At 70.7% G+C, this 22,198-nt stretch carries 23 protein-coding genes; 22 read left to right on the plus strand and 1 reads right to left on the minus strand.

Annotation, left to right across the window (positions count from 1 at the left end; all coding sequences use genetic code 11):
- The 12 genes from ruvX to nusB all read left to right on the plus strand — a co-directional run bounded on the left by ruvX (position 1) and on the right by nusB (position 9,947).
- On the plus strand, positions 1–471 hold the full coding sequence (ruvX, locus tag RIU97_RS32335) for a Holliday junction resolvase RuvX (RefSeq protein WP_351821045.1): 471 nt from the start codon (positions 1–3) through the stop codon (positions 469–471).
- Positions 472–599: 128 nt separating this feature from the next.
- A complete protein-coding gene (gene mltG, locus RIU97_RS32340) occupies positions 600–2,354 on the plus strand; it encodes an endolytic transglycosylase MltG (protein ID WP_404961072.1) in 1,755 nt (584 codons plus the stop codon).
- Positions 2,355–2,360: 6 nt separating this feature from the next.
- Positions 2,361–3,188: a shikimate dehydrogenase gene (locus RIU97_RS32345; protein ID WP_404961073.1), complete on the plus strand. Its 828-nt coding sequence runs from the start codon at positions 2,361–2,363 to the stop codon at positions 3,186–3,188.
- Between the two features lie 115 nt (positions 3,189–3,303).
- Complete coding sequence (locus RIU97_RS32350) at positions 3,304–3,495, plus strand: hypothetical protein (RefSeq protein ID WP_404961074.1); 192 nt, start codon at positions 3,304–3,306, stop codon at positions 3,493–3,495.
- A 134-nt stretch (positions 3,496–3,629) separates the two neighbouring features.
- Complete coding sequence (aroC, locus tag RIU97_RS32355) at positions 3,630–4,814, plus strand: chorismate synthase (protein WP_404961075.1); 1,185 nt, start codon at positions 3,630–3,632, stop codon at positions 4,812–4,814.
- Positions 4,811–5,329 (plus strand): shikimate kinase, encoded by a 519-nt coding sequence (locus tag RIU97_RS32360; protein ID WP_404961076.1) that lies wholly within the window; start codon positions 4,811–4,813, stop codon positions 5,327–5,329. The genes aroC and RIU97_RS32360 overlap by 4 nt, the downstream gene beginning before the upstream one ends.
- On the plus strand, positions 5,326–6,417 hold the full coding sequence (gene aroB / locus RIU97_RS32365; RefSeq protein ID WP_404961077.1) for a 3-dehydroquinate synthase: 1,092 nt from the start codon (positions 5,326–5,328) through the stop codon (positions 6,415–6,417). Before RIU97_RS32360 ends, aroB begins: the two co-directional genes overlap by 4 nt.
- Complete coding sequence (gene aroQ / locus RIU97_RS32370; RefSeq protein WP_404961078.1) at positions 6,414–6,854, plus strand: type II 3-dehydroquinate dehydratase; 441 nt, start codon at positions 6,414–6,416, stop codon at positions 6,852–6,854. Before aroB ends, aroQ begins: the two co-directional genes overlap by 4 nt.
- 92 nt (positions 6,855–6,946) lie before the next feature.
- Complete coding sequence (locus RIU97_RS32375) at positions 6,947–7,711, plus strand: AAA family ATPase (protein ID WP_404961079.1); 765 nt, start codon at positions 6,947–6,949, stop codon at positions 7,709–7,711.
- A 71-nt stretch (positions 7,712–7,782) separates the two neighbouring features.
- Positions 7,783–8,889 carry an aminopeptidase P family protein gene (locus RIU97_RS32380; RefSeq protein ID WP_404961080.1) on the plus strand — a complete coding sequence of 369 codons (1,107 nt, stop codon included), beginning with the start codon at positions 7,783–7,785 and terminating at the stop codon, positions 8,887–8,889.
- Between the two features lie 59 nt (positions 8,890–8,948).
- The gene (gene efp / locus RIU97_RS32385; protein ID WP_327412890.1) at positions 8,949–9,515 is read left to right on the plus strand and encodes an elongation factor P; all 567 of its coding nucleotides are present in this window, start codon (positions 8,949–8,951) and stop codon (positions 9,513–9,515) included.
- Between the two features lie 3 nt (positions 9,516–9,518).
- Positions 9,519–9,947, plus strand: a complete 429-nt coding sequence (gene nusB / locus RIU97_RS32390; RefSeq protein ID WP_319721152.1) for a transcription antitermination factor NusB — start codon at positions 9,519–9,521, stop codon at positions 9,945–9,947.
- Positions 9,948–10,097: 150 nt separating this feature from the next.
- Here the strand turns inward: nusB and bldD are convergent, their stop codons facing one another.
- Positions 10,098–10,598, minus strand: a complete 501-nt coding sequence (gene bldD, locus RIU97_RS32395; protein ID WP_007263032.1) for a transcriptional regulator BldD — start codon at positions 10,596–10,598, stop codon at positions 10,098–10,100.
- Between the two features lie 288 nt (positions 10,599–10,886).
- Between bldD and pyrR the strand changes: the two genes are divergently transcribed.
- The 10 genes from pyrR (at position 10,887) to gmk (ending at position 22,173) form a co-directional block, all read left to right on the plus strand.
- Positions 10,887–11,462 (plus strand): bifunctional pyr operon transcriptional regulator/uracil phosphoribosyltransferase PyrR, encoded by a 576-nt coding sequence (gene pyrR / locus RIU97_RS32400; protein ID WP_404961081.1) that lies wholly within the window; start codon positions 10,887–10,889, stop codon positions 11,460–11,462.
- A 107-nt stretch (positions 11,463–11,569) separates the two neighbouring features.
- Positions 11,570–12,559: an aspartate carbamoyltransferase catalytic subunit gene (locus RIU97_RS32405; protein WP_404961082.1), complete on the plus strand. Its 990-nt coding sequence runs from the start codon at positions 11,570–11,572 to the stop codon at positions 12,557–12,559.
- 2 nt (positions 12,560–12,561) lie between these two features.
- On the plus strand, positions 12,562–13,848 hold the full coding sequence (locus RIU97_RS32410) for a dihydroorotase (protein ID WP_404961083.1): 1,287 nt from the start codon (positions 12,562–12,564) through the stop codon (positions 13,846–13,848).
- Entirely contained in the window at positions 13,845–14,426 is a 582-nt protein-coding gene (locus tag RIU97_RS32415; RefSeq protein ID WP_404961084.1) for a hypothetical protein, read from the plus strand. The genes RIU97_RS32410 and RIU97_RS32415 overlap by 4 nt, the downstream gene beginning before the upstream one ends.
- Positions 14,423–15,571, plus strand: a complete 1,149-nt coding sequence (gene carA, locus RIU97_RS32420; protein ID WP_404961085.1) for a glutamine-hydrolyzing carbamoyl-phosphate synthase small subunit — start codon at positions 14,423–14,425, stop codon at positions 15,569–15,571. The genes RIU97_RS32415 and carA overlap by 4 nt, the downstream gene beginning before the upstream one ends.
- Positions 15,564–18,872: a carbamoyl-phosphate synthase large subunit gene (gene carB, locus RIU97_RS32425; RefSeq protein WP_404961086.1), complete on the plus strand. Its 3,309-nt coding sequence runs from the start codon at positions 15,564–15,566 to the stop codon at positions 18,870–18,872. The genes carA and carB overlap by 8 nt, the downstream gene beginning before the upstream one ends.
- Before the next feature lie 99 nt (positions 18,873–18,971).
- Complete coding sequence (locus tag RIU97_RS32430; RefSeq protein ID WP_404961087.1) at positions 18,972–20,081, plus strand: quinone-dependent dihydroorotate dehydrogenase; 1,110 nt, start codon at positions 18,972–18,974, stop codon at positions 20,079–20,081.
- Positions 20,078–20,920 carry an orotidine-5'-phosphate decarboxylase gene (gene pyrF, locus RIU97_RS32435; protein ID WP_319721161.1) on the plus strand — a complete coding sequence of 281 codons (843 nt, stop codon included), beginning with the start codon at positions 20,078–20,080 and terminating at the stop codon, positions 20,918–20,920. The genes RIU97_RS32430 and pyrF overlap by 4 nt, the downstream gene beginning before the upstream one ends.
- Positions 20,921–21,224: 304 nt before the next feature.
- The gene (locus tag RIU97_RS32440; protein ID WP_030008746.1) at positions 21,225–21,548 is read left to right on the plus strand and encodes an integration host factor; all 324 of its coding nucleotides are present in this window, start codon (positions 21,225–21,227) and stop codon (positions 21,546–21,548) included.
- A gap of 61 nt (positions 21,549–21,609) precedes the next feature.
- Complete coding sequence (gene gmk / locus RIU97_RS32445; RefSeq protein WP_404961088.1) at positions 21,610–22,173, plus strand: guanylate kinase; 564 nt, start codon at positions 21,610–21,612, stop codon at positions 22,171–22,173.
- Positions 22,174–22,198: the final 25 nt, after the last annotated feature.

Here is a 22,198-nt window from a genome sequence, read left to right on the forward strand (position 1 = left end):
ATGACGCTGCGCCGCGGCCGCCGGCTCGCCATCGACGTCGGGGACGCCCGGATCGGGGTCGCCTCGTGCGACCCCGACGGGGTGCTCGCCACACCGGTGGAAACCGTCCCGGGCCGGGACATCCCCTTCGCCCACCGGCGGCTGCGGCAGCTCGTCGAGGAGTACGAGCCCCTCGAGGTCGTGGTCGGCCTCCCCCGCTCGCTCAGCGGGCGGGAGGGTCCGGCCGCGGCCAAGGTGCGCGTCTTCGCGAACGAGCTCGCCAAGGGCATCAAGCCGGTGACGGTCCGTCTGGTGGACGAGCGGATGACCACGGTCACCGCCGCTCAGGGGCTGCGGGCCTCCGGAAGGAACGCCAAGAAGGGCCGGGCGGTCATCGACCAGGCGGCCGCTGTGGTGATCCTTCAGAACGCTCTTGAGACCGAACGGGTATCAGGTAATCCGCCCGGTGAGTGCGTCGAAGTGGTTGTCTGATCGCGATACGGTAACGTTCCGCGCGATGAGACGGCATTCGAACAGCCGTCGCCCACCGTCAAAGAGGCGGAACCGGGTGCCACGGACGACGGACTCCGTGGCCTCCGTCTCGCGGCTCTAGGGGACCGATGACTGAGTATGGCCGGGGCCGTGGCCCCGAACCCTGGCACCCCGAGGATCCCCTGTACGGGGACCAGGGGTACGGGCACCAGACCCAGCAGGGCCAGGTGCCCTACGGCGGTGCCCCCCAGCAGGAGTACCCGCAGGAGCCCCAGTACCAGGAGCAGTACCCCCAGCAGTACCAGCAGTACCCGGAGTACGAGCAGCAGCAGTACCAGCAACAGCAGTACCAGCAGCAGTACCCCGACCAGCAGCAGTACGCCGCGCAGCAGGAGGCCTATGCCCCGCAGCAGCAGGCGTACGCCCAGCAGCAGGCCTACGCCCCGCAGCAGGCGCAGCCCCACCCCCAGCAGCCGGTGTACGACAACCAGGGCTGGGACACCGGCCAGGGCCAGTACGCGGCCGCCGTGCAGGCCGACCCCTACGTGGGCGCGGACCCGTACGCGCAGCAGTCCGTATCCGGCTACCCCGGCGAGGCCCCCGACCTCTACACCACGCCCGAGGCCTACCCGCCGCCGCAGCCCCCGGGCCGGCGCCACCTGGAGCCGGAACCGGTCGAGGAGGAGGCGGAGGAGCCCGAGGGCGGCTTCCTCGCCGGCGGTCGCGACGGCGACGACGACGGTGACGAGCCCGGCGACGGTCGCCGCGGCGGCCGCTCGAAGGGCGGCAAGCCGAAAAAGCGCAGCGGCATGGCCTGCCTGATCGCCGCCGTCGTCATCATCGGCGTGGTCGGCGGTGGCGGCTACTACGGCTACAGCTACCTCAAGGCCAGGTTCGGCGCCGCGGAGGACTTCGCGGGCGAGGGCACGGACGAGCTGGTCGACGTGGAGATCCCCAAGGGCGCGCTCCTGGGGCAGATGGGCCGCATCCTCAAGGACGCCGGCGTGGTCGCCAGCGCCCAGGCCTTCGTCGACGCCGCGAACAACAACCCCAAGGGCAAGTCGATCCAGCCCGGCACCTACCCGATGAACAAGAAGATGTCGGCTGCGGCCGCCGTCGCGCTGATGATCGACCCCAGCAAGCTCAACGTCATCACCGTCACCGAGGGCATGCGCAACGCCAAGGTGTACGAAGCGATCGACAAGAAGCTGGGCAAGCCCGCAGGCACCACCAAGGACATCGCGGTGCGCGAGGCCAAGAACCTCGGCCTGCCGGCCTGGGCGGGCAACGACCCGAAGCTGATCGACCCGCTCGAAGGCTTCCTCTACCCGACGCGGTACGACCTGGGCAAGGACAGCACTCCCGAGTCCCTGCTCAAGGAGATGGTCAAGAACGCGACCGCCAAGTACACGGAGCTGGGCGTCGAGGGCAAGGCCAAGGAACTGGGCCTGGACAACCCGCTCCAGGTGGTCACGGTCGCCAGCCTCGTCAACGCCGAGGGCAAGAACCACGACGACTTCCGCAAGATGTCCGAGGTCGTCTACAACCGCATGAAGAAGACCAACGACGTCACGAACCAGAAGATCGAGTTCGACTCGACGTACAACTACGTCAAGAACCAGAGCGAGATCAACTTCAACCTCAAGGAAGCCCAGGCGTTCAACAACCCCTACAACACGCACTTCATCAAGGGGCTGCCGGTCGGCCCGATCGGGAACCCGGGGCTGGACGCGCTGACCGCTACGCTCAACCCGGATCACGGCGGCTGGATGTTCTTCGTGTCGGTCGACGGCGACACGACGACCTTCACCAAGACCTACGACGAGCACCTCAAGCTCGTCGCCGAGTTCCAGGAACGGCAGAAGCAGAAGAACGGCGGATAGCAGGACATGTCACGCATAAGGGCCGCGGTGCTGGGTTCGCCCATCGAGCACTCCCTCTCACCAGTGCTGCACCGCGCCGCCTACCGGGAGCTCGGCCTCGACGACTGGTCGTACGACCGCTTCGAAGTCGACGAGGCCGCGCTCCCGGAGTTCGTCGCCGGACTCGGCCCCGAGTGGGCCGGGCTGTCGCTGACGATGCCGCTCAAGCGGGCGATCATCCCGCTCCTGGACGGCATCAGCGAGACGGCCGCCTCCGTCGAGGCGGTCAACACGGTCGTCCTCACGAAGGACGGCCGGCGCCTCGGTGACAACACCGACATCCCCGGCATCGTCGCCGCGCTCCACGAGCGCGGCGTCGAGAAGGTGTCCTCGGCGGCCGTCCTCGGTGCCGGCGCCACCGCCTCCTCGGCGCTCGCCGCGCTCTCGCGCATCTGCTCCGGCGAGGTCACCGTGTACGTCCGCTCGCGGGCGCGCGCCGACGAGATGCGGCAGTGGGGCGAGCGGCTCGGAGTTCCCGTCCGCACGGCCGACTGGTCCGAGGCGGCCGGAGCGCTGGCCGCGCCGCTGGTCATCGCCACCACCCCGGCGGGGGTCACCGACGAACTGGCGGCCGCCGTGCCCGATGCCCCGGGCACCCTCTTCGACGTCCTCTACGACCCCTGGCCCACGGCTCTCGCCGCGGCCTGGTCGGGGCGCGGGGGCAAGCTCCTCGGCGGCCTGGACCTCCTGGTGCACCAGGCGGTCTTCCAGGTCGAGCAGATGACCGGCCGCTCCCCGGCGCCGCTCGAGGTAATGCGGCGTGCGGGCCTCGCGGCCCTCTCGGGATCCCACTGAGGTTCCGGCGCCGCAGGGCGATCCCGCCAAGTCCGACGATCTTGGCGGGATATAGTGTACTCGCCGGTAATGTCACCCGTTAGGCTGTTCACCTGCATATTCACAGGGGGACGGGATGGACGGGGCGGACACGGAGCAGGTACTCGCGTCGAAGTGGGACATCCCCTTCGCGCTGTTCACCCTCGTCAGGGTGGCCTTCGGAGACCTGCCCGGCTGGGCCAAGGCCACCGTTTTCGGACTCCTGGGTTCCGCCGCGGTGTGGGCGGGGATCGGCTGGCTCCGCGGGCGCCGCAGCCGGGTCCGCTGACCAGCCGGGCGTCCGATAGCTGGACCGGGGCCCGGGAAACCGCTCCGGACATGGGAGGATTCGGGTGAGGCGGGTCCGGGCCGCGCACCCCGATCGCGCCGTCGCTGTACCAGGCGCGAGCATGAGGAGCATCGTTGAGCAGGTTGCGTTGGCTGACCGCCGGGGAGTCTCACGGACCGGCGCTGGTAGCGACGCTGGAGGGCCTTCCCGCCGGCGTCCCGGTCACCACCGAGCTGGTGGCCGACCACCTGGCCCGGCGCCGGCTCGGCTATGGCCGCGGTGCCCGGATGAAGTTCGAACAGGACGAGATCACCTTCCTGGGCGGCGTCCGGCACGGTCTGTCGCTGGGTTCGCCCGTGGCCGTCATGGTCGGCAACAGCGAATGGCCCAAGTGGGAGACCGTCATGTCGGCCGACCCCGTGGACCCCTCGCTGCTCAAGGACACCGGCCGTAACGCGCCGCTCACCCGCCCGCGGCCCGGCCACGCCGACCTCGCGGGCATGCAGAAGTACGGCTTCGACGAGGCCCGGCCGATCCTGGAGCGCGCCAGCGCCCGCGAGACCGCCGCCCGCGTCGCCCTCGGCGCGATCGCCCGCTCCTTCCTCAAGGAGGTCGCCGGCATCGAGATCGTCTCGCACGTGGTGGAACTGGCCGCGGCCAAGGCCCCGTACGGCGTCTACCCGACCCCGGCCGACGTCGAGAAGCTCGACGCCGACCCGGTGCGCTGCCTCGACGCCGACGCGAGCAAGGCGATGGTCGCGGAGATCGACCAGGCCCACAAGGACGGCGACACCCTCGGCGGCGTCGTCGAGGTGCTGGCGTACGGGGTCCCCGTCGGCCTCGGCTCGCACGTCCACTGGGACCGCCGCCTCGACGCGCGGCTGGCCGCCGCCCTCATGGGCATCCAGGCCATCAAGGGCGTCGAGGTCGGTGACGGCTTCGAGCTCGCCCGCGTGCCCGGCTCGAAGGCGCACGACGAGATCGTCTCCACCCCCGAGGGCCTCAAGCGCACCTCCGGCCGCGCCGGCGGCACCGAGGGCGGTCTGACCACCGGTGAGCTGCTGCGCGTACGGGCCGCGATGAAGCCCATCGCGACCGTTCCGCGCGCCCTGGCGACCGTCGACGTGGCGACCGGAGAGGCGACGGTGGCCCACCACCAGCGCTCCGACGTGTGCGCCGTCCCGGCCGCGGGCATCGTGGCCGAGGCCATGGTCGCCCTCGTGCTGGCCGACGCCGTCGTCGAGAAGTTCGGCGGCGACTCCGTCCCGGAGACCCGCCGCAACGTCCGGTCGTACCTCGACAACCTGCAGATCCGGTGACGCGCGGACCGCTGGTCGTCCTCGTCGGCCCCATGGGGTCCGGCAAGTCCACGGTGGGGGCGCTGCTCGCCGAGCGGCTCGGCGTCCACTACCGGGACACCGACGCGGACATCGTCGCCGCCCAGGGCCGGGAGATCTCCGACCTCTTCGTCGACGAGGGCGAGCCGTACTTCCGTGAGCTGGAGCGGGAGGCGGTCGCCGCCGCCGTCGCCGAGCACACCGGAGTCCTCGCCCTCGGCGGCGGCGCCGTCCTCGACGAGGGCACCCGCAAGCTGCTCACCGGCCTGCCCGTCGCCTACCTGTCGATGGACGTCGAGGAAGCCGTACGGCGCGTGGGCCTCGGCGCCGCGCGCCCGCTGCTCGCCGTCAACCCGCGCCGCCAGTGGCGCGAGCTGATGGAGGCGCGGCGCCCCCTCTACACCGAAGTCGCGCGCGTCGTGGTGCCCACCGACGACCGCACCCCCGAAGAGGTCGCCCAGGCGGTCCTCGACGCTCTGGAGTTGAAGGACGTATGACAGACCAGGTGACGCGGATCCAGGTCGGCGCGAGCGCCGGACACGACGCGTACGACGTGCTCGTCGGGCGGCAGCTGCTCGGCGAGCTCGGCTCCCTGATCGGTACGAAGGCCCAGCGGGTCGCCGTGATCCACCCCGAGGCGCTCGCCTCGACCGGTGAGGCGCTGCGCGACGACCTCGCCGAGCAGGGCTACGAGGCGGTCGCCATCCAGGTGCCGAACGCCGAAGAGGCCAAGACCATCGAGGTCGCCGCCTACTGCTGGAAGGCCCTCGGCCAGTCCGGCTTCACCCGTACCGACGTCATCGTCGGCGTCGGTGGCGGAGCCACCACCGACCTCGCGGGTTTCGTGGCGGCCAGCTGGCTGCGCGGGGTGCGCTGGGTCGCCGTACCGACCACCGTCCTCGCGATGGTGGACGCGGCCGTCGGCGGCAAGACCGGCATCAACACCGCCGAGGGCAAGAACCTGGTGGGTGCCTTCCACCCGCCGGCCGGCGTGCTGTGCGACCTCGCGGCCCTGGACTCGCTGCCGGTCAACGACTACGTCAGCGGCCTCGCCGAGATCATCAAGGCCGGATTCATCTCCGACCCGAAGATCCTCGACCTGATCGAGGAGGACCCGCAGGCGGCCCGCACGCCCGAGGGCCCGCACGCCGCCGAGCTCATCGTGCGCTCCATCCAGGTCAAGGCCGACGTGGTCTCCAGCGACCTCAAGGAGTCGGGGCTGCGCGAGATCCTCAACTACGGCCACACCCTCGCGCACGCCATCGAGAAGAACGAGCGCTACAAGTGGCGGCACGGCGCGGCCGTCTCGGTCGGCATGGTCTTCGCCGCCGAACTCGGCCGGCTCGCGGGCCGGCTCGACGACGCGACCGCCGACCGGCACAAGGAGATCCTCGCCGCCGTCGGGCTGCCGCTCACCTACCGCGGCGACCAGTGGCCCAAGCTGCTCCAGACCATGCAGGTCGACAAGAAGTCCCGCGGCAACCTGCTGCGCTTCATCGTCCTCGACGGACTGGCCAAGCCGACCGTCCTGGAGGGCCCCGACCCGGCGCACCTGATCGCCGCCTACGGGGAGGTGTCCGCGTGAGCCGCCGGGTGTTCGTGCTGAACGGTCCGAACCTGGGGCGGCTCGGCTCGCGCGAGCCCGACGTGTACGGGGCCACCTCGTACGCCGGACTGGTCGAGAGCTGCCGCACGCTGGGCGAGGAGCTCGGCTTCGACGTCGAGGTCCGGGAGACCAACGACGAGGGCGAGCTCGTGCGCTGGCTGCACGAGGCGGCGGACGGGAAGATCCCCGTGGTCATCAACCCGGGGGCCTTCACCCACTACTCGTACGCCATGCGGGACGCGGCCGCGCAGCGCACGGCGCCGCTGATCGAGGTGCACATCTCGAACCCGTACGCCCGCGAGGAGTTCCGGCACACCTCGGTCATCGCGGCCGTGGCGACCGGCACGGTGGCGGGCTTCGGTATCGGTTCGTACCGGCTCGCGCTGCGGGCACTGGCGGACGAGATCTCCACCTGACACTCTGCCTGGCGGTGCTGGTGGACGCTCTGACCTCTGCGGTCATATAACGTTCTCGCATCAGTCGCCGGAACGAGACGGAGTGGCAGCGGATGCACCAAGGAGTGGGGGGCGGGGGAGCGGGCTGGGGCCGGCCGGGACCGCACGCGGCGGCGCCCCCGCAGCCGCCCATACCCCCGGCGCAGGGCTGGCCGGGCACGCCCCAGCCGCAGCCCGGGCACCAGTCCCCGCCGCCCCCGCACCCGGTGTCGCCCGTACCGGAGGCCACCGGACACATCCCGCTGCCGCCCGCGGTGGCGGGTACCGGAGGGGCCGTACTGGCCGTGCTGCTGATCGGCCCGGCCGGCGCGGGGAAGACCACCGTCGCGCGGCACTGGGCCGGCACCCGGCCCGTGCCGACGGCCCACGTCAGCCTGGACGACGTCCGGGAGTGGGTGTGCTCGGGCTTCGCGGACCCGCAGGCGGGCTGGAACGAGCACTCCGAGGCCCAGTACCGGCTCGCCCGCCGCACCTGCGGCTTCGCCGCCCGCAACTACCTGGCGAACGGGATCTCCTGCATCCTGGACGACGCCGTCTTCCCCGACCGGCCCGTGGTCGGGCTGGGCGGCTGGAAGAGGCACGTGGGCCCCACGCTGCTGCCGGTGGTGCTGCTGCCCGGCCTGGAGATCGTCCTGGAGCGGAACGCGCACCGCTCCGGCAACCGCCGCCTCTCCGACGAGGAGGTTGCGCGGATCCACGGCCGGATGGCCGGCTGGTACGGCTCCGGCCTGCCCATCATCGACAACTCCCACCTCGACGTCGAGGGCACGGCGCGCGCCCTGGACGAGGTGCTGGCCCGGGCCCTGGCGGGGCAGTAGGCGGGGCGGCCGGCGCCCGTCCGGACGCGCTCACCAGGCCGGATCCGCGGGGCGCTCGTACGCTCGAAGACATGTCAGACGTGTACGCCGCCCGCCGGGGCCTGCTTCGCGACCGATGTGCCGCCGCGGGGAACGCCGCCGCGCTGATCACGCGTCCGGCGAACGTCCGCTACCTCTCCGGGGCGTCCCCGCTCGGCGCCGTACTGCTGGTCGGGCCCACCGAAGACGTGATGTTCTGCGCCGGCACGCCCACCGGCGAGGCGGACGAGGGGCGCCTCGACGAGCACCTGAGGGTCTCCGTGCTGGGGAACCCGGGCGCCGACCCGGCCGTCGCGGCCGCCGACATGACCGCCGGCGTACGGGCCGACTCGCTCGCGGTGGAGGAACACCACCTCACCGTCGGCCGGCACCGGGCCCTGCGCTCCGTGGCGCCCAAGCTGCGCCTCGCCGACCTCGGGACCGCGGTGGAGCAGCAGCGCCTCGTCAAGGACGAGGAGGAGATCGCCTGCCTGCGGATCGCCGCCGAGATCGCCGACCAGGCCCTCGGCGAGCTGCTGGAATCCATCCTCGTGGGGCGCACCGAACGGCACCTCGCCCTGGAGCTGGAGCGGCGGCTCGTCGACCACGGGGCGGACGGTCCCGCCTTCCCGACCTCCGTCGGCACCGGCCCGCACTCGGGCCGCTCCCGGCACCGGCCCTCCGACCGCCGGGTGGAGGAGGGCGACTTCCTCTCGGTCTGCCTCGGCGCCAACTACCGCGGCTACCGGTGCGAGATCGGCCGGACCTTCGTGATCGGCACCAGCCCCGCGGACTGGCAGATCGCGCTGTACGACCTCGTCTTCACCGCCCAGCGGGCGGGCCGCGAGGCGCTGCTGCCCGGTGCGGCGTACCGGGACGTGGACCATGCCGCACGCTCCGTCCTGGACTCCGCGGGCCACTCGGAAGCCCTCGCTCCGTGGACCGGACACGGCGTGGGCCTCGAAATCGACGAGGACCCGCAGCTTGCACCTACGGCAATGGGTAAACTGGACGCTTGCGTGCCGGTCACCGTCGAACCGGGGGTTCACCTCCCGGGCCGGGGAGGTGTCCGGATCGATGACACGCTCGTCGTACGCCCCGAGGCGGACGGCGGTCCCGAGCTACTCACCATTACGACCAAGGAGCTGCTCGCGCTCTAGCCCGCTCTGCCGGGCTGTGCGCGCACCCGTGGTCTTCCAGTGCAGGAGATTCCGCAACCGTGGCTTCCACGAACGACCTCAAGAACGGCATGGTGCTGAAGCTCGACGGGGGCCAGCTCTGGTCCGTCGTCGAGTTCCAGCACGTCAAGCCCGGCAAGGGCCCGGCCTTCGTGCGCACCAAGCTCAAGCACGTGCTCTCCGGCAAGGTCGTCGACAAGACGTTCAACGCCGGCACCAAGGTCGACACGGCCACCATCGACCGCCGCGACATGCAGTTCTCGTACATGGACGGCGAGTACTTCGTCTTCATGGACATGACCACCTTCGACCAGCTGATGGTCGACAAGAAGGCCGTCGGCGACGCCGCGAACTTCCTGATCGAGGGCTTTACCGCCTCCGTCGCCCAGCACGAGGGCGAGGTGCTCTACGTCGAGCTCCCGGCCGCGGTCGAGCTCAAGATCGAGCACACCGACCCGGGCGTCCAGGGCGACCGCTCCACCGGCGGCACCAAGCCCGCCACGCTGGAGACCGGTTACGAGATCCAGGTCCCGCTCTTCGTCACCACCGGCGAGACGGTCAAGGTCGACACCCGCACCAGCGACTACCTCGGCCGGAAGAGCAACTAACCCGTGGCTGCTCGGAGCAATGCGCGCAAGCGCGCCTTCCAGATCCTTTTCGAGGCGGACCAGCGCGACGTGCCCGTGCGCGAGGTCCTCGCGGACTGGATCCGCCACTCGCGGTCGGACGACCGGCAGCCGCCGGTCAGCGCCTTCACGATGGATCTCGTCGAGGGGTACGCCGACAAGGTGAACCGCATCGACGACCTGATCGTCACCTACGCCGTGGACTGGGAGCTCGACCGCATGCCGGTCGCGGACCGGAACATCCTGCGGCTCGGTGCCTACGAGCTGATCTGGGTGGACGACACCCCGGACGCCGTGGCCATCGACGAGGCCGTCCAGCTGGCCAAGGAGTTCTCGACGGACGAGTCGCCCTCGTTCGTGAACGGGCTGCTGGCCCGGTTCAAGGACCTGAAGCCGAGCCTGCGCCGCGAGTAGCCTCCGGCGGTTCGGCACAGCGGAGGGGCCGCAGCGCGTGCGCTGCGGCCCCTCCGCTTTTCGCGAACCACGAAAACCGGCGGGTGCCGGGAACCCTCTCGGGCTCCCGGCACCCGCCGGTAACGTTTCTGCTGGTCCTGGAAGCGGGGACTAGATGTCCTCGTGCGCCACGGCGCGGCGCGCGTCCGCGTCCAGAACGCCCCAGCTGATCAGCTGTTCGGTCAGGACCGAGGGGGACTGGTCGTAGATGACGGCCAGGGTGCGCAGGTCGTCCTGGCGGATCGACAGCACCTTGCCGTTGTAGTCGCCGCGCTGGCTCTGGATCGTCGCCGCGTAACGCTGCAGCGGGCCGGCCTTCTCGGCGGGAACGCCCGCGAGGCGCTCCAGGTCGAGGCGCAGCTTCGGCGGCGGCTCGGCAGCCCCGCCGGGAGTCGTGCCGGGCAGCAGTTCCTGCACCGGAACCCCGTAGAAGTCCGCCAGCTCGGCAAGGCGCTGGACGGTCACGGCGCGGTCCCCGCGCTCGTAGGACCCGACCACCACGGCCTTCCACCGGCCCTGGGACTTCTCCTCGACACCATGGAGGGAAAGGCCCTGCTGGGTGCGGATGGCGCGGAGCTTGGCCCCGAGCTGTTTGGCGTATTCGCTGGACATAACGCTCCCGGACGCTGTGACGCTGTGACGACATGGACGCTGTGACGACATTGACCACGTGCGGCTCCGCCGCGCGGCTGGTAACTCACTGTGAGGTTACGCAGCGTTACTTGGATGCGTCAAGCCGAATGGTCTTCGCCGCCCCCTCAAGAGGGGCCCCAGCAGCCCCGTGAGAGCCCCTCCGCACCAGGCCGGTGCCGACGACCGGCCGCGCCCTGGTACCGTGGGACACGTACATCAGACGTCCTTTAAGGTCCGTCCCGTGAGGCGGAGAAGGAGGTCCTTTTCATGGACACCCAGCAGCACGCCGATTCCATGCGCCCCGTACTCGAAGCGCAGGACATCGCGCGGGTCCTGACCCGCATCGCCCACGAGATCGTCGAACGCGCCAAGGGCGCCGACGACGTGGTGCTCCTCGGCATTCCCACCCGCGGTGTGTACCTCGCCCGCCGGCTGGCCGCCAAGCTCGAAGAGATCACCGGCACGAAGATCCCGGTCGGCTCCCTCGACATCACCATGTACCGCGACGACCTGCGGATGAAGCCCGCCCGCGCGATCGGCCGCACCGAGATCCCCGGCGACGACCTCGACGGCCGCCTCGTCGTCCTCGTCGACGACGTGCTCTTCTCCGGCCGCACCATCCGCGCCGCGCTCGACGCCCTCGGCGACCTCGGCCGCCCGCGCGCCGTGCAGCTCGCCGTCCTCGTCGACCGCGGCCACCGCGAACTGCCGATCCGCGCCGACTACGTCGGCAAGAACCTCCCCACGTCGCTGCGGGAGACCGTCAAGGTCCAGCTCCAGGAGGAGGACGGCCGTGACGCCGTGCTGCTCGGCCAGCGGACCACCCAGGCAGCAGGTCAGTAGACCTTCCGGGTGACGGGCCCCGACCGGGCCCGCGCCCTGCCCTGCCCTGCCCGCTCGCACCTCCGCCCGTCAGTCCGCCCGCCCTCCCGACCTACGGAGCCATCCAGATGAAGCGCCACCTCATCTCGGCCGCCGATCTCACGCGCGACGACGCCGTCCTGATCCTCGACACCGCCGAGGAGATGGCCCGCGTCGCGGACCGGCCGATCAAGAAGCTGCCCACCCTGCGCGGTCTCACGGTCGTCAACCTCTTCTTCGAGGACTCGACCCGCACCCGGATCTCCTTCGAGGCGGCCGCCAAGCGGCTCTCCGCCGACGTCATCAACTTCTCCGCCAAGGGTTCCTCCGTTTCCAAGGGCGAATCCCTGAAGGACACCGCGCTGACCCTGGAGGCCATGGGCGCCGACGCGGTCGTCATCCGCCACCACGCCTCCGGCGCGCCCTACCGGCTCGCGACCTCCGGCTGGATCGACTCGGCCGTGGTCAACGCCGGCGACGGCACGCACGAGCACCCCACCCAGGCCCTGCTGGACGCCTTCACCATGCGCCGCCGCCTGGTCGGCCGCGACGCCGGCCTCGGCAAGGACCTGAACGGCCGCCGGATCACCATCGTCGGCGACGTCCTGCACAGCCGCGTGGCCCGCTCCAACGTCCACCTGCTGCACACCCTCGGCGCCGAGGTCACCCTGGTGGCCCCGCCCACGCTCGTCCCGATCGGCGTCGAGGCCTGGCCGTGCGAGGTCTCGTACAGCCTCGACGACGTGCTGCCGAAGTCCGATGCGGTGATGATGCTGCGTGTGCAGCGCGAACGCATGAACGCCGCCTTCTTCCCGACCGAGCGCGAGTACTCCCGCCGGTACGGGCTCGACGGCGACCGCATGGCGAAGATGCCCGAGCACGCCATCGTGATGCACCCCGGCCCGATGAACCGCGGCATGGAGATCACCGCCCAGGTCGCCGACTCCGACCGCTGCACGGCCGTGGAGCAGGTCGCCAACGGCGTCTCCACCCGGATGGCCGTCCTGTACCTGCTGCTCGGAGGCTCCGAGCCCGCCGTCACCACCGCCCCCGCCGCCCGTACCGAGGAGAGCAAGTAACCATGAGCAAGATCCTTATCCGTGGCGCGAAGGTACTCGGCGGCGAGGCGCAGGACGTCCTGATCGACGGCGAGACCATCGCCGAGGTCGGCAACAACCTGTCCGCCGAGGGTGCGACCGTCATCGAGGCCGAGGGCCAGGTCCTCCTCCCGGGCCTCGTCGACCTGCACACCCACCTGCGCGAGCCCGGCCGCGAGGACTCCGAGACCGTCCTGACCGGCACCCGCGCCGCCGCCTCCGGCGGCTACACCGCCGTGTTCGCGATGGCGAACACCTTCCCGGTCGCCGACACCGCCGGCGTCGTCGAGCAGGTCTGGCGCCTGGGCAAGGAGTCCGGCTACTGCGACGTGCAGCCCATCGGCGCCGTCACCGTCGGCCTGGAGGGCAAGCAGCTCTCCGAGCTGGGCGCCATGCACGACTCCGCCGCCCGCGTCACCGTCTTCTCCGACGACGGCAAGTGCGTGGACGACGCCGTGATCATGCGCCGCGCCCTGGAGTACGTGAAGGCCTTCGGCGGTGTCGTCGCCCAGCACGCCCAGGAGCCCCGCCTCACCGAGGGCGCCCAGATGAACGAGGGCATCGTCTCCGCGGAGCTCGGTCTGGGCGGCTGGCCGGCCGTCGCCGAGGAGTCGATCATCGCCCGCGACGTCCTGCTCGCCGAGCACGTCGGCTCCCGCGTCCACATCTGCCACCTCTCCACCGCCGGCTCCGTCGAGATCGTCCGCTGGGCCAAGGCCCGCGGCATCGACGTCACCGCCGAGGTCACCCCGCACCACCTCCTCCTCACCGAGGAGCTCGTGCGCTCGTACAACGCGGTCTACAAGGTCAACCCGCCGCTGCGCACCGAGCGCGACGTGCTGGCCCTGCGCGAGGCGCTCGCCGACGGCACGATCGACATCGTCGCCACCGACCACGCCCCGCACCCGCACGAGGACAAGGACTGCGAGTGGGCCGCCGCCGCCATGGGCATGGTCGGCCTGGAGACCGCGCTCTCCGTCGTGCAGCAGACGATGGTGGAGACCGGACTGCTCGACTGGGCGGGCGTCGCCGAGCGGATGTCCTTCGCCCCTGCGCGCATCGGCAGCCTGGAGAACCACGGCCGTCCCGTCTCGGCAGGTGAACCCGCGAACCTGACCTTGGTCGATACCTCGTACCGTGGTGTCGTGGACCCCGCACACTTCGCCTCCCGCAGCCGCAACACGCCTTACGAGGGCCGTGAGCTGCCGGGGCGCGTCACTCACACCTTCCTGCGGGGCCGGGCAACGGTCGTGGACGGGAAACTGGCGTGACACCTGCAGTAATCCAACTGGCCGCCGAGGCCGCCGAACGACAGTCGGCGGAGGTGACCAGCGTCGGCGCCCGCATCGCGTGGGTGATCGGCCTGATCGTCTTCATCGCGTTCGTGTACTGGCTGATGCGGCAGGGCTGGAAATGGCGCGGCGCTCTGCAGAACGATCTGCCGGAGCTGCCCGCCGCCCCCCAAGGTCTTCCCGAGCACCGGCTGGCCCTGACCGGCCGGTACCACGGGTCCACCACCGCCGGGCAGTGGCTCGACCGGATCGTCGCCCACGGTCTGGGCCTGCGCAGCCGGGTCGAGCTCACGCTCACCGACGCGGGCCTCGACGTGGTCCGACCGGGGGCCAACGACTTCTTCGTACCGGCCGCGCAGCTGCGCGGCGCCCGCCTCGACAAGGGAATCGCGGGCAAGGTACTCACCGAGGGCGGTCTGCTCGTCGTCACCTGGGCGCACGGCGACAAGCTGATCGACTCCGGATTCCGCTCCGACCGCGCGGCCGAACACGCCGCCTGGGTCGAAGCGATCAACCTCATGAACTCATCCATCACGACGGAAGGCGCCGAACGATGACGACCTCCACCAGGGGAGCAGCCAAAGCTCCCGCCGTACTCGTCCTGGAGGACGGTCGGATCTTCCGCGGCCGTGCCTACGGCGCTGTGGGGGAGACCTTCGGCGAGGCCGTGTTCTCCACCGGCATGACCGGATACCAGGAGACCCTCACCGACCCGTCGTACCACCGGCAGGTCGTCGTGATGACCGCCCCGCACGTGGGCAACACCGGCGTCAACGACGAGGACCCCGAGTCCTCCCGCATCTGGGTGGCCGGCTACGTCGTCCGCGACCCCGCCCGCGTCCCCTCCAACTGGCGCTCGCAGCGCTCGCTGGACGAGGAGCTGGTCAAGCAGGGCGTCGTCGGCATCTCCGGCATCGACACCCGCGCCCTGACCCGCCACCTGCGCGAGCGCGGCGCCATGCGCGTCGGCATCTTCTCCGGCGACGCCTGGACGGGCATCCGCGACGAGGCCCTGCTGGCCAAGGTCCAGTCGCAGCCGCAGATGAAGGGCGCGAACCTCTCCGCCGAGGTCGCCACCAAGGAGGCGTACGTCGTCCCCGCGATCGGCGAGAAGCGCTTCACCGTCGCGGCCGTCGACCTCGGCATCAAGGGCATGACCCCGCACCGGATGGCCGAGCGCGGCATCGAGGTGCACGTGCTGCCCGCCACCGCCACCGTCGAAGACGTGTACGCGGTCAACCCGGACGGCGTGTTCTTCTCCAACGGCCCGGGCGACCCGGCCACCGCCGACGGCCCCGTCGCCGTCATGCAGGGCGTGCTGGAGCGCAGGACCCCGCTCTTCGGCATCTGCTTCGGCAACCAGATCCTGGGCCGCGCGCTCGGCTTCGGCACCTACAAGCTGAAGTACGGCCACCGCGGCATCAACCAGCCGGTGCAGGACCGCACCACCGGCAAGGTCGAGGTCACCGCGCACAACCACGGCTTCGCCGTCGACGCGCCCCTCGACAAGGTCTCGGAGACCGCCTACGGCCGCGCCGAGGTCTCCCACGTCTGCCTGAACGACCAGGTCGTCGAAGGCCTCCAGCTGCTCGACCAGCCGGCCTTCTCCGTCCAGTACCACCCCGAGGCGGCTGCCGGCCCGCACGACGCCGCGTACCTCTTCGACCGCTTCGTATCCCTGATGGAGGCCGAGCGTGCCTAAGCGCACCGATATCCAGTCCGTCCTGGTCATCGGCTCCGGCCCGATCGTCATCGGACAGGCCGCCGAGTTCGACTACTCCGGCACCCAGGCCTGCCGCATCCTCAAGGCCGAGGGCCTGCGGGTCATCCTCGTCAACTCCAACCCCGCGACGATCATGACCGACCCGGAGATCGCCGACGCCACGTACGTCGAGCCGATCACCCCCGAGTTCGTCGAGAAGATCATCGCGAAGGAGCGCCCCGACGCGCTGCTCCCCACCCTCGGCGGCCAGACCGCGCTCAACACCGCGATCTCCATGCACGAGCAGGGTGTGCTGGAGAAGTACGGCGTCGAGCTCATCGGCGCCAACGTCGAGGCCATCAACAAGGGCGAGGACCGCGACCTCTTCAAGGGCGTCGTCGAAGCCGTCAAGGCCAAGATCGGTTACGGCGAGTCCGCCCGCTCGGTCATCTGCCACTCGATGGACGACGTCCTCAAGGGCGTCGAGACCCTCGGCGGCTACCCCGTCGTCGTGCGCCCCTCCTTCACCATGGGCGGCGCCGGCTCCGGTTTCGCCCACGACGAGGACGAGCTGCGCCGCATCGCCGGCCAGGGCCTCACGCTCTCCCCGACCACCGAGGTGCTCCTGGAGGAGTCCATCCTCGGCTGGAAGGAGTACGAGCTGGAGCTGATGCGCGACACCAAGGACAACGTGGTCGTCGTCTGCTCCATCGAGAACTTCGACCCGATGGGCGTCCACACCGGTGACTCGATCACCGTCGCCCCGGCGATGACGCTCACCGACCGCGAGTACCAGCGGCTGCGCGACATCGGCATCGCGATCATCCGCGAGGTCGGCGTCGACACCGGCGGCTGCAACATCCAGTTCGCGATCGACCCGGCCGACGGCCGCGTCATCGTCATCGAGATGAACCCGCGCGTCTCGCGCTCCTCGGCGCTCGCCTCCAAGGCCACCGGCTTCCCGATCGCCAAGATCGCCGCCAAGCTGGCCATCGGCTACACGCTCGACGAGGTCCCCAACGACATCACCGAGAAGACGCCGGCCTCCTTCGAGCCGTCCCTCGACTACGTCGTCGTCAAGGCCCCGCGCTTCGCCTTCGAGAAGTTCCCGCTCGCCGACGCCACCCTCACCACCACGATGAAGTCGGTCGGCGAGGCCATGGCCATCGGCCGCAACTTCACCGAGGCGCTCCAGAAGGCCCTGCGCTCCCTGGAGAAGAAGGGCTCCCAGTTCACCTTCGTCGGAGACCCGGGCGACAAGGACGAGCTGCTGCGCACCGCGGTCCGCCCGACCGACGGCCGCATCAACACCGTCATGCAGGCCATCCGCGCCGGCGCCACCCAGGAGGAGGTCTTCGAGTTCACGAAGATCGACCCCTGGTTCGTCGACCAGCTCTTCCTCATCAAGGAGATCGCGGACGAGCTGACGGCGGCCGACAAGCTCTACCCCGAGCTGCTCGCCGAGGCCAAGCGCCACGGCTTCTCCGACGCCCAGATCGCCGAGATCCGCGGCCTGCGCGAGGACGTCGTCCGCGAGGTCCGCCACGCCCTCGGCGTCCGCCCGGTCTACAAGACGGTCGACACCTGCGCCGCCGAGTTCGCCGCGAAGACCCCGTACTTCTACTCCTCGTACGACGAGGAGTCGGAGGTCGCCCCGCGCACCAGGCCCGCGGTCATCATCCTGGGCTCCGGCCCGAACCGCATCGGCCAGGGCATCGAGTTCGACTACTCCTGCGTCCACGCCTCCTTCGCGCTCAGCGACGCCGGCTTCGAGACCGTGATGGTCAACTGCAACCCGGAGACCGTCTCCACGGACTACGACACCTCCGACCGCCTGTACTTCGAGCCGCTGACGCTCGAGGACGTGCTGGAGATCGTCCACGCCGAGTCGCTGGCCGGCCCCATCGCCGGTGTCATCGTCCAGCTCGGCGGCCAGACCCCCCTGGGTCTCGCCCAGGCGCTCAAGGACAACGGCGTGCCCGTCGTCGGCACCTCGCCCGAGGCCATCCACGCCGCCGAGGACCGCGGCGCCTTCGGCCAGGTCCTCGCCGAGGCCGGCCTGCCGGCCCCCAAGCACGGCACCGCCACCACCTTCACGGGTGCGAAGGCCATCGCCGACGAGATCGGCTACCCGGTCCTCGTCCGCCCGTCCTACGTGCTCGGCGGCCGCGGCATGGAGATCGTCTACGACGAGGCCCGCCTGGAGTCGTACATCGCCGAGTCCACCGAGATCTCCCCGACCCGCCCCGTGCTGGTCGACCGCTTCCTCGACGACGCCATCGAGATCGACGTCGACGCCCTCTACGACGGCCACGAGCTCTACCTCGGCGGCGTCATGGAGCACATCGAGGAAGCCGGCATCCACTCCGGCGACTCGGCCTGCGCGCTGCCCCCGATCACCCTCGGCGGCTACGACATCAAGCGCCTGCGCGCCTCCACCGAGGCCATCGCCAAGGGCGTCGGCGTCCGCGGCCTGATCAACATCCAGTTCGCGATGGCGGGTGACATCCTCTACGTCCTGGAGGCCAACCCGCGCGCCTCCCGGACCGTCCCCTTCACCTCGAAGGCGACCGCCGTCCCGCTCGCGAAGGCCGCCGCCCGCATCTCGCTCGGCACCACCATCGCCGAGCTGCGCGCCGAGGGCCTGCTGCCGAAGACCGGCGACGGCGGCACCCTGCCGATCGACGCGCCGATCTCCGTCAAGGAGGCCGTCATGCCGTGGTCGCGCTTCCGCGACATCCACGGCCGCGGCGTGGACACCGTCCTCGGCCCGGAGATGCGCTCCACCGGCGAGGTCATGGGCATCGACGCCGTCTTCGGCACCGCCTACGCCAAGTCGCAGGCCGGCGCCTACGGCCCGCTGCCCACCAAGGGCCGGGCGTTCATCTCCGTCGCCAACCGCGACAAGCGTTCGATGATCTTCCCGGCGCGCGAGCTCGTCGCCCACGGCTTCGAGCTGATGGCCACCTCCGGCACCGCCGAGGTGCTGCGCCGCAACGGCATCAACGCCACCGTGGTGCGCAAGCTCAGCGAGGGCGAGGGCCCGAACGGCGAGAAGACCATCGTCCAGCTGATCCACGACGGCCAGGTCGACCTGATCGTCAACACCCCGTACGGCACCGGCGGCCGCCTCGACGGCTACGAGATCCGCACGGCGGCCGTGGCTCGCAGCGTCCCCTGCCTGACCACGGTCCAGGCACTCGCCGCGGCCGTCCAGGGCATCGACGCGCTCAACCGCGGCGACGTGGGCGTGCGCTCCCTCCAGGAGCACGCGGAGCGCCTGACCGCGGCCCGCGACTGATCAGTCCGCACAGCCCGTACAGCCCGGAAACGGCAGGGGGGACACCGGTTTCACGACGGGTGTCCCCCTTTCCATGAGCGCAGAGGGATCCTCTCGACGATGTACGAACTCTTCTTCAACCTGGTCTTCAAGCGGATGGACCCGGAGAAGGCCCACTACACGGCCTTCCGCTGGATCCGCCTCGCGGCCCGCACCCCCGTGCTGCGCACCTTCGTGGCGGCCTGCCTCGCCCCCCGCCACAAGGAGCTCCGCACCGAGGCCCTCGGCCTGCGCATGCACGGCCCCTTCGGCCTCGCGGCCGGCTTCGACAAGAACGCCGTGGCCATCGACGGCATGTCGATGCTCGGCTTCGACCACGTCGAGATCGGCACGGTCACGGCCGAGCCGCAGCCCGGCAACCCCAAGAAGCGGCTGTTCCGCCTCGTGCCGGACCGCGCGCTGATCAACCGCATGGGCTTCAACAACGAGGGCTCCGCGGCCGTGGCGGACCGCCTCGCGGCCCGCCGGCCCGTCTTCAAGACGGTCGTCGGCGTCAACATCGGCAAGACGAAGGTCGTGCCGGAGGAGGAGGCGGTGGCGGACTACGTCGCCTCCACCGAGCGGCTCGCCCGCCACGCCGACTACCTCGTCGTGAACGTCTCCTCGCCGAACACCCCGGGCCTGCGCAACCTCCAGGCCACCGAGTCGCTGCGCCCGCTCCTCACGGCCGTACGGGAGGCCGCGGACCGCACCGTGACCGACCGCCGGGTCCCGCTGCTGGTCAAGATCGCCCCCGACCTGGCCGACGAGGACGTCGACGCGGTCGCCGACCTGGCCCTGGAGCTGGGCCTCGACGGCATCATCGCGACGAACACCACCATCGCGCGGGAGGGGCTCGGCCTGAAGTCCTCCCCGGACCTCGTGAAGGAGACCGGCGGGCTGTCCGGCGCCCCGGTCAAGGAGCGCTCGCTGGAGGTCCTGCGCCGCCTGTACGCCCGTGTGGGGGACCGGCTGGTCCTGGTCGGGGTCGGCGGCATCGAGAACGCCGAGGACGCCTGGCAGCGGATCCTGGCCGGTGCCACGCTGATCCAGGGCTACAGCGCCTTCATCTACGAGGGCCCCTGCTACGCCCGCGCCATCCACAAGGGCCTGGCCGCGCGCCTGGCCGTCAGCCCGTACGCGACGCTCGCCGAAGCGGTGGGCGCCGAGACCCGAAAGGCCGCGAAGTGAGCCCTGTGACCCCGTTCGGCACCCGCCTGCGCCAGGCGATGGACACCCGCGGCCCGCTGTGCGTGGGCATCGACCCGCACGCCGAGCTGCTGGCCCGGTGGGGCCTGTCCGACGACATCGCGGGCCTGGAGCGGTTCTCCCGCACCGTCGTGGAGGCGCTCGCGGAGTCGGTGGCGGTCTTCAAGCCGCAAGCGGCCTTCTTCGAGCGGTTCGGCTCCAAGGGCGTGGCCGTCCTGGAGCAGACCGTGGCGGACGCCCGGGCGGCCGGGACCCTGGTCGTCATGGACGCCAAGCGGGGCGACATCGGCTCGACCATGGCCGCGTACGCCTCGGCCTTCCTGGACCCGGCCTCGCCGCTGTTCTCGGACGCGCTGACGGTCTCCCCGTACCTGGGCTACGGCTCGCTGAAGCCCGCGGTGGACCTGGCCCGCGCCTCGGGCGCCGGCCTGTTCGTGCTCGCCCTGACCTCGAACCCGGAGGGCGCGGAGGTCCAGCGGGCGGTCCGGGAGGACGGCCGGACCATCGGCGCGACGATGCTGGCGCACCTGGCGGCGGAGAACGCGGACGCCGCCCCGATGGGGTCCTTCGGCGCGGTGGTCGGAGCCACGCTGGGCGACCTGTCCTCCTTCGACCTGGACATCAACGGGCCGCTGCTGGCCCCCGGCATCGGCGCGCAGGGCGCGACGGCGGCGGACCTGCCGGCGGTGTTCGGCAAGGCCGTGCGCAACGTCGTCCCGAACGTGTCGCGGGGCGTCCTGAAGCACGGCCCGGACGTCACGGCGCTGCGCGACTCGGCGCGTCGGTTCGCCGACGAGATCGGCGAGGCCGTCTCCGCGTAATCACCCGCCCGTGGAGGCCGCCCGCATCTCCCGCGGCGCGGCCTCTCGCACTTCTTGGCGAAACCCGAACGCTCTTCATCGGACAAAACAGAGGTATTTTGTCCGTGATGTACGGTTCAGTGGAGGCTGACCAGGACTTTTCGTCCGTTCTCGCTGACTGGAGCGGTGTTGGCCGCTAGTCTCCGAGCAGAGTGAACGTGCAGCGAACGCGTTTCCATCGCTGTTCGGGAGCTCGCCAGGTGTGGTGCCTTCGGGCTGCCCACCGGTCCGTATCCGACAGTTCGACATCCGAGGTGACGTAGGCGTGGCTCTTCCGCCCCTTACCCCTGAACAGCGCGCAGCCGCGCTCGAAAAGGCCGCCGCGGCTCGCCGGGAGCGGGCCGAGGTCAAGAATCGACTCAAGCACTCCGGCGCCTCGCTCCAAGAGGTCATCAAGACGGGCCAGGAGAACGACGTCATCGGCAAGATGAAGGTCTCCGCCCTGCTGGAGTCTCTGCCTGGCGTGGGCAAGGTGCGCGCCAAGCAGATCATGGAGCGTCTCGGCATCTCCGAGTCCCGGCGTGTCCGAGGTCTCGGTTCCAACCAGATCGCCTCTCTGGAGCGCGAGTTCGGCAGCACCGGCGCCTGAGGCGTCGACTGAAGTTCTCCCGGCGTTCTCAGGCAGTCCCGAGAACCTGGATAATCGCTCTATGGCAGCAGAGGTTCGTCCGCGGCTGACCGTGCTCTCCGGCCCCTCAGGGGTCGGCAAGAGCACGGTCGTCGCGCATATGCGCAAGGTTCACCCCGAGGTATGGCTCTCGGTGTCGGCCACCACCCGCAAGCCGCGGCCCGGTGAGCGACACGGAGTCCACTACTTCTTCGTCAATGACGACGAGTTCGACAAGCTGATCGCCAACGGCGAGCTGCTGGAGTGGGCCGAGTTCGCGGGCAACCGCTACGGCACACCGCGCGGCGCGGTGCTGGAACGCCTGGACAGCGGCGAGCCGGTACTGCTGGAGATCGACCTCCAGGGCGCACGGCTCGTCCGCGAGTCGATGTCCGACGCCCAGCTCGTCTTCCTGGCGCCGCCGAGCTGGGACGAACTCGTCCGCCGGCTCACCGGCCGGGGCACCGAATCGGCCGAGGTCATCGAGCGCCGGCTCGCCTCCGCCAAGATCGAGCTCGCTGCCGAATCGGAGTTCGACACCACCCTGGTCAACACCTCCGTCGAGGACGTGGCTCGTGAGCTGCTAGCCTTGATGGAAGTTGGCTGAATCATTGGTCGATTTTTCATGATCG

The organism is Streptomyces sp. 147326 (genome assembly GCF_045000215.1).
Classification (GTDB): domain Bacteria; phylum Actinomycetota; class Actinomycetes; order Streptomycetales; family Streptomycetaceae; genus Streptomyces.

Excerpts from the sequence above, each read along its gene's own strand:
- ruvX (WP_351821045.1), top strand. The coding sequence starts at position 1 with ATGACGCTGCGCCGCGGCCGCCGGCTCGCCATCGACGTCGGGGACGCC.
- mltG (WP_404961072.1), top strand. The coding sequence starts at position 600 with ATGACTGAGTATGGCCGGGGCCGTGGCCCCGAACCCTGGCACCCCGAG.
- RIU97_RS32345 (WP_404961073.1), top strand. The coding sequence starts at position 2,361 with ATGTCACGCATAAGGGCCGCGGTGCTGGGTTCGCCCATCGAGCACTCC.
- RIU97_RS32350 (WP_404961074.1), top strand. The coding sequence starts at position 3,304 with ATGGACGGGGCGGACACGGAGCAGGTACTCGCGTCGAAGTGGGACATC.
- aroB (WP_404961077.1), top strand. The coding sequence starts at position 5,326 with ATGACAGACCAGGTGACGCGGATCCAGGTCGGCGCGAGCGCCGGACAC.
- RIU97_RS32375 (WP_404961079.1), top strand. The coding sequence starts at position 6,947 with ATGCACCAAGGAGTGGGGGGCGGGGGAGCGGGCTGGGGCCGGCCGGGA.
- RIU97_RS32380 (WP_404961080.1), top strand. The coding sequence starts at position 7,783 with ATGTCAGACGTGTACGCCGCCCGCCGGGGCCTGCTTCGCGACCGATGT.
- bldD (WP_007263032.1), bottom strand. The coding sequence starts at position 10,598 with ATGTCCAGCGAATACGCCAAACAGCTCGGGGCCAAGCTCCGCGCCATC.
- pyrR (WP_404961081.1), top strand. The coding sequence starts at position 10,887 with ATGGACACCCAGCAGCACGCCGATTCCATGCGCCCCGTACTCGAAGCG.
- RIU97_RS32405 (WP_404961082.1), top strand. The coding sequence starts at position 11,570 with ATGAAGCGCCACCTCATCTCGGCCGCCGATCTCACGCGCGACGACGCC.
- RIU97_RS32410 (WP_404961083.1), top strand. The coding sequence starts at position 12,562 with ATGAGCAAGATCCTTATCCGTGGCGCGAAGGTACTCGGCGGCGAGGCG.
- carA (WP_404961085.1), top strand. The coding sequence starts at position 14,423 with ATGACGACCTCCACCAGGGGAGCAGCCAAAGCTCCCGCCGTACTCGTC.
- RIU97_RS32430 (WP_404961087.1), top strand. The coding sequence starts at position 18,972 with ATGTACGAACTCTTCTTCAACCTGGTCTTCAAGCGGATGGACCCGGAG.
- gmk (WP_404961088.1), top strand. The coding sequence starts at position 21,610 with ATGGCAGCAGAGGTTCGTCCGCGGCTGACCGTGCTCTCCGGCCCCTCA.